The 16,580-nt window shown below is 64.9% G+C and carries 14 protein-coding genes; 6 read left to right on the top strand and 8 right to left on the bottom strand.

What is annotated here, in order from left to right; all coding sequences use genetic code 11:
- The first annotated feature begins 21 nt into the window (after positions 1–21).
- Positions 22–1,809: a DUF262 domain-containing protein gene (locus DBZ45_RS04710; protein WP_111902788.1), complete on the top strand. Its 1,788-nt coding sequence runs from the start codon at positions 22–24 to the stop codon at positions 1,807–1,809.
- 217 nt (positions 1,810–2,026) lie between these two features.
- On the opposite strand, the gene DBZ45_RS04705 is transcribed toward DBZ45_RS04710, so the two are convergent.
- The 5 genes from DBZ45_RS04705 to DBZ45_RS04685 all read right to left on the bottom strand — a co-directional run bounded on the left by DBZ45_RS04705 (position 2,027) and on the right by DBZ45_RS04685 (position 8,178).
- On the bottom strand, positions 2,027–3,250 hold the full coding sequence (locus tag DBZ45_RS04705; RefSeq protein ID WP_111902787.1) for an MFS transporter: 1,224 nt from the start codon (positions 3,248–3,250) through the stop codon (positions 2,027–2,029).
- Positions 3,247–5,247 (bottom strand): aconitate hydratase, encoded by a 2,001-nt coding sequence (locus tag DBZ45_RS04700; protein ID WP_111902786.1) that lies wholly within the window; start codon positions 5,245–5,247, stop codon positions 3,247–3,249. The genes DBZ45_RS04705 and DBZ45_RS04700 overlap by 4 nt, the downstream gene beginning before the upstream one ends.
- 116 nt (positions 5,248–5,363) lie before the next feature.
- Entirely contained in the window at positions 5,364–6,440 is a 1,077-nt protein-coding gene (locus tag DBZ45_RS04695) for an ABC transporter substrate-binding protein (protein ID WP_111902785.1), read from the bottom strand.
- 32 nt (positions 6,441–6,472) lie between these two features.
- On the bottom strand, positions 6,473–7,336 hold the full coding sequence (locus DBZ45_RS04690; protein ID WP_223256923.1) for an ABC transporter permease: 864 nt from the start codon (positions 7,334–7,336) through the stop codon (positions 6,473–6,475).
- Positions 7,333–8,178 carry an ABC transporter ATP-binding protein gene (locus tag DBZ45_RS04685; protein WP_111902784.1) on the bottom strand — a complete coding sequence of 282 codons (846 nt, stop codon included), beginning with the start codon at positions 8,176–8,178 and terminating at the stop codon, positions 7,333–7,335. Before DBZ45_RS04685 ends, DBZ45_RS04690 begins: the two co-directional genes overlap by 4 nt.
- Before the next feature lie 139 nt (positions 8,179–8,317).
- Here DBZ45_RS04685 and DBZ45_RS04680 point away from each other — a divergent pair, with 139 nt between their 5' ends.
- From DBZ45_RS04680 to DBZ45_RS04670, 3 genes are all read left to right on the top strand, one after another.
- Positions 8,318–9,109, top strand: a complete 792-nt coding sequence (locus tag DBZ45_RS04680) for an IclR family transcriptional regulator (RefSeq protein WP_111902783.1) — start codon at positions 8,318–8,320, stop codon at positions 9,107–9,109.
- Positions 9,110–9,233: 124 nt separating this feature from the next.
- Positions 9,234–10,553, top strand: coding sequence for a CaiB/BaiF CoA transferase family protein (locus DBZ45_RS04675; protein ID WP_111902782.1), 1,320 nt, complete (start codon positions 9,234–9,236; stop codon positions 10,551–10,553).
- Entirely contained in the window at positions 10,553–11,467 is a 915-nt protein-coding gene (locus tag DBZ45_RS04670; protein WP_111902781.1) for a hydroxymethylglutaryl-CoA lyase, read from the top strand. The genes DBZ45_RS04675 and DBZ45_RS04670 overlap by 1 nt, the downstream gene beginning before the upstream one ends.
- Before the next feature lie 43 nt (positions 11,468–11,510).
- Here the strand turns inward: DBZ45_RS04670 and DBZ45_RS04665 are convergent, their stop codons facing one another.
- Positions 11,511–12,257, bottom strand: coding sequence for a haloacid dehalogenase type II (locus tag DBZ45_RS04665; protein ID WP_111902780.1), 747 nt, complete (start codon positions 12,255–12,257; stop codon positions 11,511–11,513).
- 42 nt (positions 12,258–12,299) lie between these two features.
- Here DBZ45_RS04665 and DBZ45_RS04660 point away from each other — a divergent pair, with 42 nt between their 5' ends.
- Positions 12,300–12,920: a flavin reductase family protein gene (locus DBZ45_RS04660; protein ID WP_111902779.1), complete on the top strand. Its 621-nt coding sequence runs from the start codon at positions 12,300–12,302 to the stop codon at positions 12,918–12,920.
- Between the two features lie 78 nt (positions 12,921–12,998).
- Here the strand turns inward: DBZ45_RS04660 and DBZ45_RS04655 are convergent, their stop codons facing one another.
- Together DBZ45_RS04655 and DBZ45_RS04650 are read right to left on the bottom strand one after the other, a co-directional pair.
- The gene (locus DBZ45_RS04655) at positions 12,999–14,384 is read right to left on the bottom strand and encodes an SLC13 family permease (RefSeq protein ID WP_111902778.1); all 1,386 of its coding nucleotides are present in this window, start codon (positions 14,382–14,384) and stop codon (positions 12,999–13,001) included.
- 12 nt (positions 14,385–14,396) lie between these two features.
- Positions 14,397–15,212, bottom strand: coding sequence for a maleate cis-trans isomerase family protein (locus DBZ45_RS04650; RefSeq protein ID WP_111902777.1), 816 nt, complete (start codon positions 15,210–15,212; stop codon positions 14,397–14,399).
- Between the two features lie 209 nt (positions 15,213–15,421).
- On the opposite strand from DBZ45_RS04650, the gene DBZ45_RS04645 reads away from it, so the two are divergent.
- On the top strand, positions 15,422–16,174 hold the full coding sequence (locus DBZ45_RS04645; RefSeq protein WP_223256922.1) for an IclR family transcriptional regulator: 753 nt from the start codon (positions 15,422–15,424) through the stop codon (positions 16,172–16,174).
- The last annotated feature ends 406 nt before the right edge of the window (positions 16,175–16,580 follow it).

The raw sequence follows: 16,580 nt of genomic DNA, 5'->3' as shown, positions 1-16,580 counted from the left end.
CTCACCAAAGGGAGTACCGTAATGTCGTTCCAGACACCGCGAAGCATCGAGGACATGCTCACCGCCATCCATAAGCATGAGTACCTCATGCCTGCGATCCAGCGTGAATTCGTCTGGGATGCTAGCCAGATCACGAAGCTTGTTGACAGTCTTATGCGCGGGTACCCAGTTGGTTCATTTCTGCTGTGGGCAGCTGAGCCAGAGACCGCCCAGTCATACACGTTTTACGAGTTCCTCACGAATTACCACGAGCGCGACAATCCATACGCGACCAAGGCCACAGTCCCAGCGGGTAGCGGAACCACAGCAGTGCTCGATGGTCAGCAGCGTCTGACCTCGTTGAACATCGCCCTCTACGGAAGCTTCGCTGAGAAGAAGAAGTACGCGTGGTGGAACGGCCCCGAGGGCTTCCCCGTCAAGCGGCTCTACCTGAACCTCGTTGACGACCCCGCTGATGAGGAACTAGGCCTTAAGTACGACCTACGCTTTCTTACTGACCGTGAGGCTGCATGCGAGGAAAGCGGCGAGGACAAGTGGTTCCGTGTTGGGGCGGTGCTCGACCTCGCTAATCCTGGCCCGGCGATCATGAAGGAGCTGGAAAGACGTAACATCGCCAAGCCGGGGGATGCGTTCCAGCGGATGTTCGACCTCTATGACGCGGTTCGCATCCTCAAACCGATGAACTACTTCCTAGTCACTGATCAGGACCCAGACAAGGTTCTGGAAATCTTCGTGCGGGTGAACAGCGGCGGAACCACACTCTCGTACTCGGACCTGCTGTTGTCAATGGCCACCAACCAGTGGCGGGAACTCGACGCCCGTGAAGAGGTGCGGTCGCTTGTCAGCGACCTCAACGGAAATGCTGGTCGCCAGTTCTCATTCTCCAAGGACGTCGTCCTCAAGACCGCGTTGACCATCGCCGATGTAGACGTCCGGTTCAAGGTCAGCAACTTCACCCAAGTGAACATGGCTAAGGTTGAGGCCGCCTGGCCAAAGATCAAGGGCTCACTTTTGAGAGCGGCGATACTGCTCCAACAGTTCGGCTACAACGAACGCAACCTCACTGCCAATAGCGTAATTATCCCGCTCGCGCATTACCTGCACCTGCGTGGCGCCGGGGACTTCTACCTCGACTCCAGGGCCGACGCGGCCGACCGTCTCGTTCTCCAGCACTGGGTCACCCGGTCGCTGATGAAGCGGGGCATCTGGGGATCAGGCTTAGACACGCTGCTCACTCGCGTCCGTGATGCCCTACGAGCCAACACGAGCACGGTGTTCCCGGTTGCGGCTGTTGAGTCGGCAATGACAGCGGCCGGTAAAAGCCTGACCTTCGAAGCAGCCGAAATTGACGAGCTGCTAAATCTCAAGTATGCCGGACAACGAACCTTTTCCGTGCTGTCGGTGCTCTACCCGGGTCTCGATTTGAGTAAAAAGTTCCACGAGGACCACATCTTCCCAAAGTCTCGGTTTACGAGTAAGAAGCTGGCCGAGGCCGGAATTGCCGCTGACAAGATTGATGAGTACCTCGCCGCCGTCAACCTTCTGCCTAACCTCCAATTGCTCGCAGGTATTGCCAACATCGAAAAGCAGGATGCCCTGCCGTCCAACTGGGTCGCAGGGGCGTTCCCGAGCGATGAGAAACGGTCAACGTACCTGGCGGAAAATGATTTGGACGGTCTTGTCCTCGATCTGGAACATTTCACATTATTTGTGGAGGAGCGGAAGTCCAGGATTAGGAACCGTCTCATCAAGGCCCTCGGAACAGCCTTTGTCGCTGACGAGATTGATGGCCGAGACGTCAGCTCGTAACGTCACGTGGCTTAGGGTGGTCGTCGCGGAGCGTCCCGGGAAAGGTTGTTAAACCCCCATCGAGCTTCGGCAGGCAGGCTGCCGAAGCTGTTCGTCGGCGGGCCAGCACCCGCCGTCGTCCTCCTGGCACGATTCAGGCCGCGACAGCTGGACAAAAACCCGGAGTAATCTTCCGGCAGACGCTAGGTGGTGGCCTGAGCCGTCCGAGGGCTTCGGATTATGCCGGGGCGGGCCCGCCGCGCAAACCCTTCTCCAAGCGGAACGCGATGAGCGAGGCTCCTGCCCCGGTTGCAGCCACCACAGCTGCCAGCGCCCACCCCACGGCCGGACCCAACTGGGAAAACACGATCCCGAACAGCAACGGCCCCAGCGTTCCGCCGATGTAGGTACCGCTCTGCGTGATCCCCGTGGCCTGGAGGGTAAACGGATGCGCCGTGCGGGAGACCACGTAATGGGCCAGGCCGTTCCAGCCCCAGCCCAACCCGAACGCGACGACCGCTCCGGCTCCGTAGGCGACCGGGAAGCCGGACGCCATGCCGAGCAGCCCCAGGCTTCCGGCCCCCATCATCAGGGCCACGGTGGCCATCGAGCCGCCGATTCCCCGGTCTGCGGCGATACCCACCAGCGGCCGCGCCAGAATCCCGGCCACGCTGGCAGCGCCCAGCAACAGGCCCGCGCCGGCGGCATCGAACCCCGCCTGCACCGCCATGGTCACCGTGAAGGCACCCACCACATTGGCCTGCCCGGCTCCCAGCGCGCTGGCTGCCGCCGTCGCAAAAAGGAAGGGCTTCAGCCTCCGCGGAAGAGGCTCACGGGCAGCCTTGCCGGAGCGCCGGCGGACGCTGCTGTCACGGGGGAGGGCGCGAAGGAGCACCGGGATCAACGCCGTCGCCAACAGTGCCGCCAGCGCAAAGGTCCAGCTCCACCCGACGGTGAGGGCGAACACCGGGACCGACAGGCCGGCGGTGAGCGTTGCCGTCGGAATGGCAGCCTGCTTGAGGCCAAACGAGAAAGCGCGGTTGCGGACCGCCACCTGGTCCACGATCAGGCCGTTGGACAGCGGGTGGACAAGGGCGTTTGCTGCGCCGGCCAGAGCGAGCCAGACGATGAGCCAGGCCCAGTGCGGAGTGACAAACGCGATGCCGGCCAGCGCAACGAACCCCAGGCCGACGGCGAGCGGAACCCCGCGGCGAAGCCCGAGTCCGCTCGCCACATACCCCGCCGGGGCAGACAGCAGTGCTGACACAGCCCAGAAGGTGGCCACCGCGACACCGAGTGCCGACGCCGTCATGCCCAAATCCTGCTCGAGCTGGACAGCCATGCCGCCGACGAGGAAGACCGGCAGCACCGCCACCACAGTTGTCAGTGCGGCGATGGCGGTGGCGCGCTGTCCCGGCCGGCGCACCGGTTTCCGATCCGGTTCGACGGCGGCCTGCCTCACCGTGCGGACCGGCTCTGCGAAGCGCCTGCCGCGTCGTCCTGGACGACGGCGTCACTGGCCAGCGGGGAGCGCCCGCCGGTCCGCACCTGGGCCAGCAGGCCCCCGGCGGTGAGGACAGCGCGTTCGGCCGGCGAGAAGTCGAGCCCGAGCATCAGTTCCGCATCCCCGTCGTCCACGCGGGCGGCAACGGAGCGGTCACCACCGACCAGGGCATCAGCAAGCCCGTCGATCACCCAGCGCTGCCCGGTTGAGCTTTGCACGTCGAGGGGAAGGATCAGCGGCACAATGCCGGCCGCGATGAGGTTGCGGCGGTGGATCCGGGCATAGCTCCGGGCGGCGACCACCCGGACCCCCAGGTACAACGGGATCAGGGCGGCATGTTCCCGCGATGAACCCTGCCCGTAGTTTTCCCCGCCGACAATAATTCCGCCGCCCCATTCCAGGGCCCGGTCGTGGAATCCGGGATCCAGGCGGCGGAACATGAAGCGCGCGCACACGGCGATGTTGGACCACACCGACATGGCGATGGCCCCGTCGGGAGCCATATCGCCGGTGGAGATGTCATCACCGACGACGATAAGCACCCGGGCGTCGACGTCCGGCGCGAGCGGTTCCGGCTGTGGCGGCGGGACCAGGTTGCTGCCGCGCTCAATCTCGATGGCGCGCCGGCTCTCCAAGGGCAGGACGCCGGCAATGTGCAGATCGTGGACCTCCGGGTTTGGTGGCGTTGCGGGGTGGAGTTCGCCGCGGCTGACAGTGGAGGCATCGACTATCGCACCGTGCAATGCGCTCGCAGCAGCGGTCGACGGTGAACACAGGTACACGCAGTCCTCGGCTGTGCCGCTCCTGCCCGGGAAATTACGGTTGAAGGTCCGCAGCGACGGCGCGCCCGCCGTTGGGGCCTGCCCGATGCCCACGCACGGGCCGCACACGGGCTCGAGCATCCGCGCCCCGGCTCCCATGAGGTCTTCATACACCCCGGACGCGATGATCGTCTGGAGGATCTGCCGCGATCCGGGAGTGACCGTGAGCTGTACGGACGGATGGACCGTGTGTCCCTTTAGGATGGCCGCCACGGTGGCGAGATCCTCGTACGAACTGTTCACAGAGGAACCGACGCAGACCTGGACCACCTCGGTGCGCGGCAGCTCGGACACGGGACGGACGTTGCCTGGTGAGTGCGGCAGCGCCACGAGCGGAACGAGGCCGGAAAGATCAAGCTGCTCCCCGTCGTCGTACATGGCTCCCGCGTCTGCCGCCAGGGGGACAAACTGGTCCTCGCGCCGCTGGGCCCGGAGCCACTCGCGGGTTTGGTCATCGGAGGGAAAGATGGCTGTGGCAGCACCCGTTTCGATGATCATATTGCAGATGGTGGCCCGCGCCGAGACGGACAGGGACGCCACACCCTCGCCGTAGAACTCGAACACCTTCCCGCGGCCGCCCCGCACGCCGTGGCGGCGCAGGAGCTCCAGCACCACGTCCTTCGCTTCGGCGTTGCGCCCGAGCGTGCCCGTCAGTTCCACGCCCACGACGGCGGGGCACACAAAGTCGAAACCGTAGCCCGCCATCGCCACGGCCACCTCGAGCCCGCCGGCGCCGAGGGCGAACATGCCCAGGGCGCCCGCCGTCGAGGTGTGGGAGTCCGCGCCCACCAGGACCTGGCCCGGCCGGGAGAAGTGCTCAAGGTGGATGTAGTGGGAGATGCCGTGCCCGGCGGGGGAGTAGCGCAGCCCGTAGCGGGCGGAGAACGTCCGGAGGTAGCGGTGGTCCTGCATGTTCTTGTCATCGATCTGCAGGACGTTGTGATCGACGTACATGACCGCCAGCGGCACCGCGACGGAATCCACGCCGAGCATTTCGAACTGCATGGCGGCCATGGTTCCGGTGGCGTCCTCGATGAGGATCTGGTCGACGGCGACGGTGATGTCGGCGCCGGGAGCCAGCTCGCCGGACGCGAGATGGCTGGCCAGGATTTTGTGGGTCAGTGTCTCGGGCATTGGGAGCTCTCCTCGCAGGAATGCGCTGGCGGACGCAGGCACGGTACCGGCCGCAGTCACGTGGTAACGGCCGCAGGCACGCCATCCGGTGCGGATGGCGTGCCTGCTGGATGGTGCTACTTTACGAATTCGTTCGTGTAGGTGTCCGCCAGCTTGATGTCCTTGTCCCCGACCTCCGGGTTGGCCACCCGCTGTGTCTCCAGGACCGCCTGGGCGCCGTCCTCGGTAAAGGATCCGTCCTTGCTGAGCGTCTTCTTCAGGTCCTCAATGACTTTGGCGTAGAGCGCCTTATCTCCGCCGGCAAATTTCTCGGGCATTTTCGCGGCAATCTCCTCGCCGGAATGGCCGGCGACGAATTCGAGGGTGCGCTTGATCGCCTTGGCGAGCTTGCCCGCGGTTTCCTTGTTCTGGTCCAGCCATTCGGTCTTCGCGTAGAGGGAGGAGGACGGCCATGAGCCGGTGTTGAATACTTCCTTCAGCCCCTCCACGGTCCGGACGTCTTCCAGCAGCACCGGATCGTGGCCTATCCGCTTCGCGAGGACGGAGACGTCAGGTTCGAGCATCACCGCCGCATCCACTTGGTTCTGCTCCACCGCGGCAACGGCAGAGGAACCGGCGCCGATGGCTGATACGGCGGCATCTGTCTGCTTCAGGCCGTTCTTGGCCAGCAGGAACTTGACGAACATGTCAGTGGAGGACCCCGGTGAGGTCACGCCGACGTTTTTGCCCTTGAGATCCGCGATGGACTTGATCTTGCCCTCATTCTTCGGCGACACGAGGAGGGCAAGTCCGGACGACTGGCCCATGTTAACGAACGCCTTGATGGGCTGGTTCTTGGCCTGCATCTGGATGGTGTGCTCGTAGTATCCGCTGGTGACGTTTGTGCTGCCGCCCACCATCGCGGTGAGCGCCTTCGAGCCGCCCTGCAGGTCCTGGAGTTCGACGTTCAGGCCCTCATCCTTGTAGTAGCCCAGTTCCTGGGCCAGCGTGGTGGGAAGGTAGGTCAGGAGAGTCTGGCCGCCGACGCCGATGATCACCTTGGTGCCTTCCCCGCCGGCAGCGCCGGTCCCGCCCTGGCCCGGAGGTGCAGCCGCAGGGGCGCCACAGGCCGAGAGGGCCAGGGCAGCGGAGGCAAGCAGGGTCAGGGGACGGAAGAGGTTCCGGCGCCGGTGCCGGGTTTGGTGCTGTGTCATGGGGTTCCCTTTCAGGCGGTGATGGTGATGGGTTACGAGGACCGGACCGGGCGCCACCTCAGGAGGCGCCGTTCGAGACGGTTGACGAGGAGGTCGATGATCAGGACCACGAACATCAGGATGAACATGCCGGCAAAGACCCCCTTGGTATCGAAGACACCCTGGGCCTGGGCGATGGCGTAGCCCACACCGGCAGACGCCCCGAGGTACTCACCCACCACGGCGCCGGTGATGGCAAAACCTACGCTGATGTGCAGGCTGGAAAAGATCCAGGTCAGGGCGCTGGGGATGAAGACGTGGCGGAGGAGCTGCTTCTCCGACGCCCCCAGCATGCGTGCGTTGTCCACGAGGACCCGGTCCACGCTCTTGACGCCTTCGAGGGTGTTGAAGAAGACGATGAAGAACACCAGGGTGAAGCCGAAGGCCACCTTTGACCAGATCCCGAGGCCGAACCAGAGCAGGAAGATCGGGGCCAGCACCACCCGGGGAAGGGCATTGAACATCTGCAGGAACGGATCCAGGAGCCGCTCCAGGAAAAGGACCCTCGCCAGGAGGAAGCCCAGGACCAGGCCGGCCGCGGCACCCGTCAGGAATGCCAGGATCGATTCCTGCAGGGTGATCCACAGGTGCGGGAAGACGAAGCCGCTGGAGATCCAGACCCATACCGTCATCAGGATGTCGGAGGGCAGGGGGAAGAAGAACGGGTCAATGACGCCAACGCGTCCCAGCACTTCCCACGCGCCGAGGACAACGGCGGCCAGGGCCAGTTGTCCCATCCGGATGGAGAAGTTCGATGCTTCACCCCGCCTGCGTTTGGGGTGCTGGGCTGCCGGTGCACCCCGGTCCTTCCGGAGGGGAAAGCGCTGTGTTTTCTTGGAAACTGGTGCCACAGTCATGCTGCGTCGCTCTCTTCCTCTTCCCGTGCTGATTCGTAGGTCTTGGATACCTCAACCTTGAGGCGCCCCCAGATTTCCCTGTGGAGTTCGACGAATTTGGGATCGTCCCGGATATCAAGGAGGTCGCGCGGGCGGGGGATGTCGATCTCGTAGCTGCCGACGACGGTGCTGCCCGGTCCGGCCCCGAGGATGACCACCTCGTCGGACAGGGCAATGGCCTCGTCCAGGTCGTGGGTGATGAACACGACGGCCTTGTCCGATTCCTGCCAGAGCTGGAGGAGTTCGTTCTCCATGATCTGCCGCGTCTGTACGTCGAGCGCGGAGAAAGGCTCGTCCATCAGCAAAATGTCCGGGTTCACGATCCAGGCCTGGGCAACTGCGGTGCGCTTGCGCATGCCGCCGGAGAGCTGGTGGGGGTACCGGTCAGCGAAGTTCTTCAATCCCACCTTCTCAAGCCAGCGGCGGGACTCGTCGTAGGCCTCGGCCTTGGAGACCCCGGCCATGGTGAGCCCGAGGCTGACGTTGTCTATGACCGACTTCCATGGCAGCAGGGCGTCCTGCTGGAACATGTAGGAGGCGCGGCGGTTCACCCCGTGGACGGCCTCACCGAAGCTGTGGACAGTGCCGGAGGAAGGATTCAGGAGTCCCGCAGCCATGTTGAGGATGGTGGACTTGCCCGATCCCGTCGGCCCGACGATGGAAACAAACCGTCCGGGCTCAACCTTGAGGTCGATGTCCCGGACCGCGAAGTACGATCCGCCGCCGGGAGTTGCAAACTCCTTGGTGCATCCGTTGAGCTCAACCGCGAACTTCGAAGGTTCAGGCTGTAAGGGGTGCGTCATTGCTGTTCTCCCGCTAACCACATTGTGAGTCGATGGCCATATAGTGGACGTTAGGCTAACAGTAACGTCTGTCACACTACAAGGGGGCTGCGAATAGCCGCTGCCCCGCCCTGGGAGAAGAAGGAACCGGGATAGACCCATGAGCGCAACCGAAAACGCCGCCGCCCCGTTGCTGGTACTAAAGAAGATCACGTCCATCCTGGATGCCTTTTCGCTGATCCGGCCTGAAATGAGCCTCGCCGAATTACGGGCGGAGACCGGTCTGCCTCACTCCACGGTGCAGCGCCTGGTGACCAACATGGTGCACGAGGGAATGCTCGACCGGCGCGGTGACCATTTCCGGATCGGGATACGCATGGCCCACTGGGCGGCGCCCGCCCGGCAGGGTCTTGACTTCCTGGAACTGCTGACGCCCGTGATTCGGCGATTGCGGGATGAGCTGGGCGAGACGGTCTGCATTTTTAGGGAATCGCAGGGAAGTAGGGTCTGCGTCGCGTTGGCCGAGACCCGGCGCGTTCTTCGAAGGGCGGTCGAGGTCGGCGACATCATGCCGATCCACGCCGGTTCGGCAGGCCGTGTGCTGCTCGCCTGGAACACCGACCTGGCGGAAAGGGTCTACGGGTCAGGGCTCCGGTCCATCACCAACCAGACCATCACGGACGCGGCAAGCCTTGATGCTGCCGTCACCAAGACCCGTGCCGACGGTTTCGCCATCACCACCGGGGAGCGGGTTTCCGGGGCCAGTGGCCTGTCCGTTCCGATCTTCGGTCCGCAGGCTGAGCTCTACGGTGCGCTGACCGTGATGGGGCCCACCATGAGGATGCCCTACGACGTGTGCGCCTCCTGGATAGAGCCCGTCGTGGCCGCGGCCGCCGAAGGTACCCGGCTGATCGGAGGGAGCCTTCCCTCCGAGGAAGTACCCATATCGTGATTTTATATTCACAACATGAAGAGATGAGTGCATACTGGTTCCCGTGCGACGGAGCGTCCTGGACCGCCCGTCCGCGTGTACGGCGCCCACCGGGTCCGCATCAGGAATCAGGAGTTGAGATTTGATGAAGGTTTACGAAACCGGCACAGCGAAGCGCGGCAAGGACGCCGCGGACGAGGGCGGCCGCAGGCCGGCTGAAGAAGCAGTATCAGCCACTGCAAACAGGACCACAATCACGGGTGATGGTGCGGGCCCGCTGGCCGGAGTGCGGGTCCTCGAACTGGGATCTCTGATCGCCGGCCCTTTCGCGGGACGGCAGATGGCCGACTTCGGCGCCGAAGTCATCAAGGTCGAATCACCGGACAGGCCGGATCCCATGCGCGAATGGGGCCGCGCGCGGGTCAAGGACCACACCCTGTGGTGGTCCGTGCAGTCCCGTGGCAAAAAGTGCGTCACCCTGGACCTCAAAGCCCCGCGGGGCCGGGAGCTCTTTCTTGAGCTCTGCAAGGAAGCAGACGTCATCCTGGAGAACTTCCGCCCGGGCACCATGGAAAAGCTTGGCCTCGGCCCTGAAGAGCTGTGGAAAATCAATCCCGGCCTCATCATTGCCCGGGTCTCCGGATACGGACAGACTGGTCCGGAAGCGTCAAAGCCGGGTTATGCGTCCGTCGCTGAGGCGCGCAGCGGATTGCGGCACCTGAACGGCTACCCCGACCAGCCGCCACCCCGCACAGGTATCTCCCTGGGCGACAGTCTCGGCTCGCTGTATGCCCTGCAGGGGATCCTGCTGGCACTCTACTGGCGGGATGCCCGCGGAGGGACCGGCCAGGTGGTCGATGTGTCGCTCGTTGAGGCGTGCTTTTCGCTGCTGGAGAGCGCTGTGCCCGACTACGCCGCCGCCGGTATTGTTCCCGGACCCAGCGGCTCGGGACTCAAGGGAATAGCGCCGTCGAACATCTTCCGCTCCAGCGACGGCAAGTGGGTTGTCATCGCGGCCAATCAGGACTCGGTCTTCGTGCGCCTGGCCAAAGCGATGGGGATGCCCGGCCTCGCTGAGGACCCGAAATACCGCGACCATGCGCAGCGTGGCCGCAACCAGGAGGAGCTCGAAGGAATCATCGCCGACTGGGCGGGGCACTACACCGCCGGCGAGCTGGTCAGCCTGCTCGATGAAGACGGTGTTCCAAACAGCACCGTGAGCACTGTTGAAGATATCTTCGAGGACCCGCAGCTCAAGGCCCGGGACATGCTTGTGGAAGTGGCTGACGACGAGCTGGGTGCCGTGGTCCAGCCGGGAATCGTCCCCAAGCTCACCCGCTCCGCCGGCCGGATCAGCTGGAACGGGCCTCTGGCGCATGGATCCCACAATGCCGATGTGTACCAGGGTCTCCTGGACCTGACCGACGAAGAGTTGCAGAATGCGCGCAACGAAGGAGCAATCTGATGTTCGCCCATGGAACCAGGCCCGTCTCGATCGTGGACGTCAGCCCGCGCGATGGCCTGCAGAACGAGAAGACCCCCGTGAGCACGAAGGACAAGGTCCGGCTCATCGAAGAGCTGATCCGGATGGGTGCCCGGCGGATCGAAGCCGTCAGTTTTGTGAACCCCAAGGCTGTTCCCCAGATGGCCGATGCCGACGCCGTCATGGCAGCGGTCCCGCGCACCGGCGCCGTGAGCTACATCGGCCTGGTGCTAAACACCAGGGGTGCCGTCCGTGCCGTCGACGCCGGGGTGGACGAGATGAACTACGTGCTCCCGGTGACTGATGCGTTCGCCGCCGCCAACCAGAACACCACTGTTGCGGCGGCTCTCGCGGCTCTGGAGGAAGTGTCGGACATCGCTGCCTCGGCATCCATTCCGCTCAGCGTTACCGCGGCCGTTGCCTTTGGCTGCCCCTACCAAGGTGACGTCCCGATGGAACAGACTCTCGACGTCGTCCGCAGTGCGATGGGTCGCGCGAATCTGGCGGAAGTCGCGTTGGCGGACACTATCGGGTGCGCCGTGCCGTGGCAGGTCGGCGAGACTTTCGCCAGGCTGCGCGAGGAAACCGGCCTGCAGCTGAGGGCGCACCTTCATGAGACCCGCCATACTGCGCTGGCCAACACTTATGCGGCCATGGCATCGGGCGTCGACGTGTTCGACAGCAGCGTTGGCGGTCTCGGAGGATGCCCGTTCGCTCCCGGCGCAGCGGGCAATGTCTCCACTGAGGACCTCGCATGGATGCTCGGGCGCGCCGGGTTCCAGACAGGCATTGACGTGCAGAAGGCGACGGAACTGGGCCGCTGGATCTGCGGCATAGTCGGTACGGACCCGCGGTCAGGGCTGGCAGGGGCAGGGGCGTTCCCCGCGGCAGCGTAGCGTCCCCCGTGCAAGGTCTGGCGCGTCTGTTGCGCAAACGGTTTCAGGCCCCGAGCAGGTCCGCCAGTTCAGTGACGCTTGACGCTGCAAGGTCCCAGTCGCCTTCCGGAGCCAGGTCCTTCACCTGGCCGGGGCCGTGTTCGGTGGGGCGGGCCACGAACGCCGTCGCCAGGCCCACTTCCCTGGCAGCGTGCAGATCATTGTTGTGGGCCGCCGCGAGCATCACCTCCCCCGGGTGGAGGTCAAGGAACTCCGCCGTCCGGAGGTAGGCCTGGGGCAACGGCTTGTAGGTGCGCGTCATGTCCGAACCGATGATGACATCCCACGGCAGGCCGGCGTTCCTGGCCATGTCCAGCAGCAGTGAGGTGTTGCCATTGGACAGCGGCCCCACGATGTAGTGGCGACGGATCGTTGCCAGGCCCGCCACGCTGTCCGGCCACGGCGGCAGCCGGTGCCAGGATTTGTTCAGCTCCGCCAGGGTCTGCCTGGAAACCCGTTCCGGTTTGATGCCGTGATGCCGGAGGGCCTCATCAAGGTTTTCGCGGTGGAGTGTGTCCAGCTTTGTGAAGCTGCGCTGTCCGGAGCGGATGGCTTCCATGGCCGGCTGGTAGAGGGCCCGCCAGCGGTCGGCGAACGCGTACGCGTCGAGGGCAACCCCTTGTGCCGTGGCGAAAGCTGCCACCTCCCGTGCCACGCCGGTGCGCCAGTCCACCACGGTCCCGAAGGTGTCGAAGAGGACTGCGCGCACCGGGCATCCGGTGGATGGTGAACGGTACGGCTGGAAACTCATGCTGTGTCCTTTCCTGGCTGCTGCGCCGGTTAGTCTGGCAGCATGCGAACTGATTTCAGTCCCACGGCGACGTCCGCCCGCGATTTCTACCGGCTGCTTACCGCAGTGGTGGTGCCCCGGCCCATCGCGTGGGTTTCGAGCGTTTCTCCGGAGGGCGTTGACAACGTGGCCCCGCACTCCTTTTTCACCGTAGCCTCAACCAACCCGCCCATCGTGCAGTTCACGTCGGTGGGCGAGAAGGATTCGCTCCGCAACATCACCGCGTCCGGAGAATTTGTCGTCAACCTGGCCCCGGCCGCACTCTTGGAAGAGGTCAACGCCACCGGCACCAACTTCCCGCCGCACGTCAGCGAGTTCGATGCCGCCGGCCTGACCCGGGAGCCGAGCCTCACCGTAGCTGCGCCGCGCGTTAAGGAATCACCGGCGGTGCTGGAATGCCGCCTCCATTCCGTGCTGCCGATGGGGGACTCCACCCTGGTTTTCGGTGAAGTGTCCCATGCCGCCGTGAGCGATGCCGTGCTCGATGGAAGCCACCCGCGGATCGACCTGCTGGAGCCACTGGCCCGGCTGGGGCTGGATGAGTGGGGCACGCTCGGCGACATCCAGGACCTGACCCGCATCCGGCTGAAGGACTGGCCCGGCCATTTCCGTCCCAACGTCTAGGGCCAGCCGGCCCGCGTTGCGTGGGAAAGAGAAAGGGACGCCCGACCAGGACGTCCCTCTCCCTTCAGCCCGGGGCTTTTAGCCGAGTCCGAGCTGGACGAACAGGAACCAGACGAGGAGCGGCACCACGCCGATCATCGCGATGGCCCACAGCAGCAGCGCGCGGAAGAACATCCGCTCGTCCTTGGGCTGGGCGCTGGCCATCAGCAGGGCGCCGCTGGTGGACATGGGGCTGACGTCAACCACGGAGGAGCTGATGGCGATGGCCGTGACCACGCCGACGGGGGTGAGCAGCGGGTCCATGGCGATGGGCACGACTACGGGACTGATGACGCCCAGGGTTCCGGTGGTGGAGGCGAAGGCTGAAACGATGGCCACCACGTAGCTGGCGATCAGGGCTGCGAGGGAACTGTTGCCCAGGCCGGCGATGCCTTCCTGGAGTTCCTTCAGCGCACCCATTTTCTCCAGCATGCCCACGTAGGTGACGATGCCGGTGACCAGGATAATGGCCGACCACGGCATGCTTTCCACCGCCGGCTTCTGCACGTTGGAGTCCAGGACGATCAGTACCGCGGCGATGACCAGCGAGGCGACACCGACATCAAGTCCCAGGACGGTGGTGAGCACCAGCAGGGAGGCGATGCCCACCAGCGTGAGGATTCGCATGGGGGTGGCGGCCACCTTCTCCGGGGTGGTCCTGGTTCTGGCGGTCACAGTGGTCTGTGCCGGTGCGGTGAGTACGCCCGTTCCGGCGCCGCCGGAGCCTGAAGCGCCGTTTGCTTCGGGTGCGTCAGCGCCGCCGTCGTTCTTAACAGCAGTGTCACCGCCGTCCGCGTGGCGTGCGTCTGCCTTGGCTGCCCGGCGCTTCATGATGGCCTGCACCAGGACGTAGGCGATCACGGCCAGGATGGCGTTGAAGACGAAGCAGTACGCATAGAGCTTGAAAGAACCGTCACCGGCTCCGGCGCCATCCAGCATCTTGTTGCCGAGGACACCGAAGGGGTTGACCGGAGAGAAGGCGCCGGCGTTGGCGCCCTGGACGATGACCAGGCCCATGGCCAGGGTGCTGATGCCGAACCGCATGCCCAGCGCCAGACCCACCGGGGCGACGATGGCGATGGCGGCGGGCGTGAAAGCGCCGGCCGAAGCCAGCGCTGCCGTCAGCAGGAACATCAGGATGGGGACCAGGATCTTCCGGTCGCCTGCGAGCCGTTCAGCCCAGTAGGCCAGCAGGTCTATGGTGCCGTTGATCCGTACGATGGCGAACAACAAGGTAGCGCCCACCAGGATGAAGAAGAGGCCGGCGGGGAACTGTCCGATGACGTCCTTGACGGACATGCCGGCCAGGAGGGTGCCCACGCCGAATGCGGCGACGGTGGCCAGCAGCCCGGCGTTGATCTTGGTGAAGGACCCGACGGCGAAGGCCGCCACCAGCACCAGGAACGCGATGAGTGACAGCGACATGGTGCCAGCCGCCTACGCGTTCGTCGGAGTGAGGACGCCGGTGCCGGACAGCAGGCTGCCCGCTCCCGTGATGGCGGGCTGGTGGCCGAGCGCCTTGAGGATCTCGTACGTGGTGGCGGTGGCCGCCGTGATGACGGGGAGTCCGAGCTCGTCCTCCACCGCCTGGACCGCGGCGAGTGACGGCATCTGGACGCAGGCGGACAGGACGACGGCGTCCGCACCTTCGCGCTTCAGGCTGCGGGCCAGTGCGGGCAGGTTCTGCGGGTCAAGGCAGCCGACTTCGAGGTTGTCCGCTACTTCGAGGCTGATGGCGTCCAGCACCGTGATGCCGGAGCCCTCGATGTAGTCCACCACCATCTTGGTCAGCGGCTTCATGTAGGGGGTGATCATGGCGACCTTGAGGGCGCCGATCTCATGCAGGGTGCGGACCAGGGCGCCGGCGCTGCTGGTGACCGGGGCGGGGTGTCCGTTGGCGGCTGCGGCGTCCGCGATGACCTGCTCGGAGCCCTCGTGGGCTTCGGGGCCCTGGGCCATGACGGCAACCAGGCAGGCGTAGGCGATGACGTCCACGTCGGCGTCGGAGACCGCTTCGGCGCACTGGGCTGCCTTGCCCACCATGGCCAGCAGTTCTTCCCGCGTGACCTTCTTCATGCCGGCGCGGGCGGAGTGGAAGGTGTACTTGTGGCCGGTTGCCTCGGCCTGGCGCCGGAACAGTTCCGGCAGCTCGGTCTCCATGGTGGTGTTGGAGCTGGGGACGATCAGTCCCACACGGCTCATCCCGGGGCGCTTGGGCTCGGGGGCGGTTTCACAGGCTGCTGCGGTGCTCATGGATTCTCCACGTCGTTGTGCTGGGGTGTGTTTTTGGGTCAAACCCATAAAGTGGGTTGTAATCCCATGATGTGGGTCACTCATGGGGGATGTCAAATGGATCACGTCCCGACGCTGCTCCCGGCTCACTAAGCTGGAGGCTTCCGGGGTAAGAAAATTGAAGGGGCGTTTGAACAGTGGTGAAGGAACCGGGAAATGGGGCTTCCCCCTTGTTGGTCCTGCACAAGGTGGCGGAGATTCTGGACTGTTTCTCGGTGGAGGAGCCCGAGCCGACGCTGCAGCAGATCATCCGGAAGACGGGGCTGCCGTCCAGCACCTGCCAGCGGCTGGTGCAGAACATGCTCCGGGAAGGTTTTTTGGACCGCGACGGCGACCGGTACCGGATCGGTATCGGGCTGGTGCGCTGGGCTACGCCGGGAACGTTCGGGCTGGACGTGGTCCGGCTGGTGAAGCCGGTCCTGCAGCAGCTGCGCGACGAAACCGGCGAAACTGCCTGCCTGTACGTCCGGGACGGGGCCTTCCGGACCATCGTTGCGGTAGCCGAGACTCGGCACGTCGTGATGCGGCCGTTCATGGTGGGCATGGTTATGCCGCTGCATGCCGGTGCCCCCGGCAAAATCTTCCTGGCGTTCGACCCCGGGGCCTGGGATGCTCTGGACGAGCGCGGGCTCGAGGGCTTCACGCCGGATACCCCGGTGTCTCTGGAGACGCTCCGGGAGCAGGCGGCTGTTGCCCGCCGGCAGGGGTTTTTCGCTGCCTTCGGGGAACGGAACCAGGACGTGGGCTCCATCAGCGCGCCGGTGTTCGACCATGCCGGACGGCTTGCGTGTGCTGTGGGCCTGGGGTTCCCCACCCAGCGGATCGGGCCCGCCGATGTTGAGCGGCTGGGGCCGGTGGTAGCCCGTGCGGGACTGGAAGCCAGCCGTGCACTGGGGTACGACAGCAGCCAAGCCATCGGGTGAACCCGCCGAGGTGACTGCCGACATCAACTTCTATTTCGACCCGGTCTGCCCTTTTGCCTGGATGACCAGCAAGTGGGTACGGCTGGTGCAGGCGCAGTGCGAGTACACCGTTTATCAGGGGAGAGCACTCCAAGCCTGACTCCGGAGCGGCTGTCGTTGGACGACGCTGACGGAAGTCTCCGGCGGAAGGTAGTCCCGCCGTCGTCGTTCCAGCCTTGCCAATCGGCGCGAAGGCTGGGGGAGCCGAGGGCGCTGCCGGCCTGGACCCCGCGGAGGTCACGGCGTCACTGTTCCACGGGTTCCTGGTCTCGGAGAATTCATCGGCGGCAGCCGCCGACGTTCCCCGACCTGCTTCCGGACTTCGGTCTTGCACGTTTGTGCAGGTGCGTTGGGCGGTCTTCCTTGA

Source organism: Arthrobacter globiformis, from assembly GCF_003261175.1.
Classification (GTDB): Bacteria; Actinomycetota; Actinomycetes; order Actinomycetales; family Micrococcaceae; genus Arthrobacter; species Arthrobacter globiformis_A.
This window is presented reverse-complemented; position numbering and strand designations above follow the sequence as displayed.

Coding starts and splice junctions, on each gene's coding strand:
- DBZ45_RS04655 (WP_111902778.1), bottom strand. CDS start 14,384: ATGTCGCTGTCACTCATCGCGTTCCTGGTGCTGGTGGCGGCCTTCGCC.
- DBZ45_RS04660 (WP_111902779.1), top strand. CDS start 12,300: ATGCGAACTGATTTCAGTCCCACGGCGACGTCCGCCCGCGATTTCTAC.
- DBZ45_RS04665 (WP_111902780.1), bottom strand. CDS start 12,257: ATGAGTTTCCAGCCGTACCGTTCACCATCCACCGGATGCCCGGTGCGC.
- DBZ45_RS04700 (WP_111902786.1), bottom strand. CDS start 5,247: ATGCCCGAGACACTGACCCACAAAATCCTGGCCAGCCATCTCGCGTCC.
- DBZ45_RS04670 (WP_111902781.1), top strand. CDS start 10,553: ATGTTCGCCCATGGAACCAGGCCCGTCTCGATCGTGGACGTCAGCCCG.
- DBZ45_RS04710 (WP_111902788.1), top strand. CDS start 22: ATGTCGTTCCAGACACCGCGAAGCATCGAGGACATGCTCACCGCCATC.
- DBZ45_RS04650 (WP_111902777.1), bottom strand. CDS start 15,212: ATGAGCACCGCAGCAGCCTGTGAAACCGCCCCCGAGCCCAAGCGCCCC.
- DBZ45_RS04675 (WP_111902782.1), top strand. CDS start 9,234: ATGAAGGTTTACGAAACCGGCACAGCGAAGCGCGGCAAGGACGCCGCG.
- DBZ45_RS04695 (WP_111902785.1), bottom strand. CDS start 6,440: ATGACACAGCACCAAACCCGGCACCGGCGCCGGAACCTCTTCCGTCCC.
- DBZ45_RS04690 (WP_223256923.1), bottom strand. CDS start 7,336: ATGACTGTGGCACCAGTTTCCAAGAAAACACAGCGCTTTCCCCTCCGG.
- DBZ45_RS04685 (WP_111902784.1), bottom strand. CDS start 8,178: ATGACGCACCCCTTACAGCCTGAACCTTCGAAGTTCGCGGTTGAGCTC.
- DBZ45_RS04680 (WP_111902783.1), top strand. CDS start 8,318: ATGAGCGCAACCGAAAACGCCGCCGCCCCGTTGCTGGTACTAAAGAAG.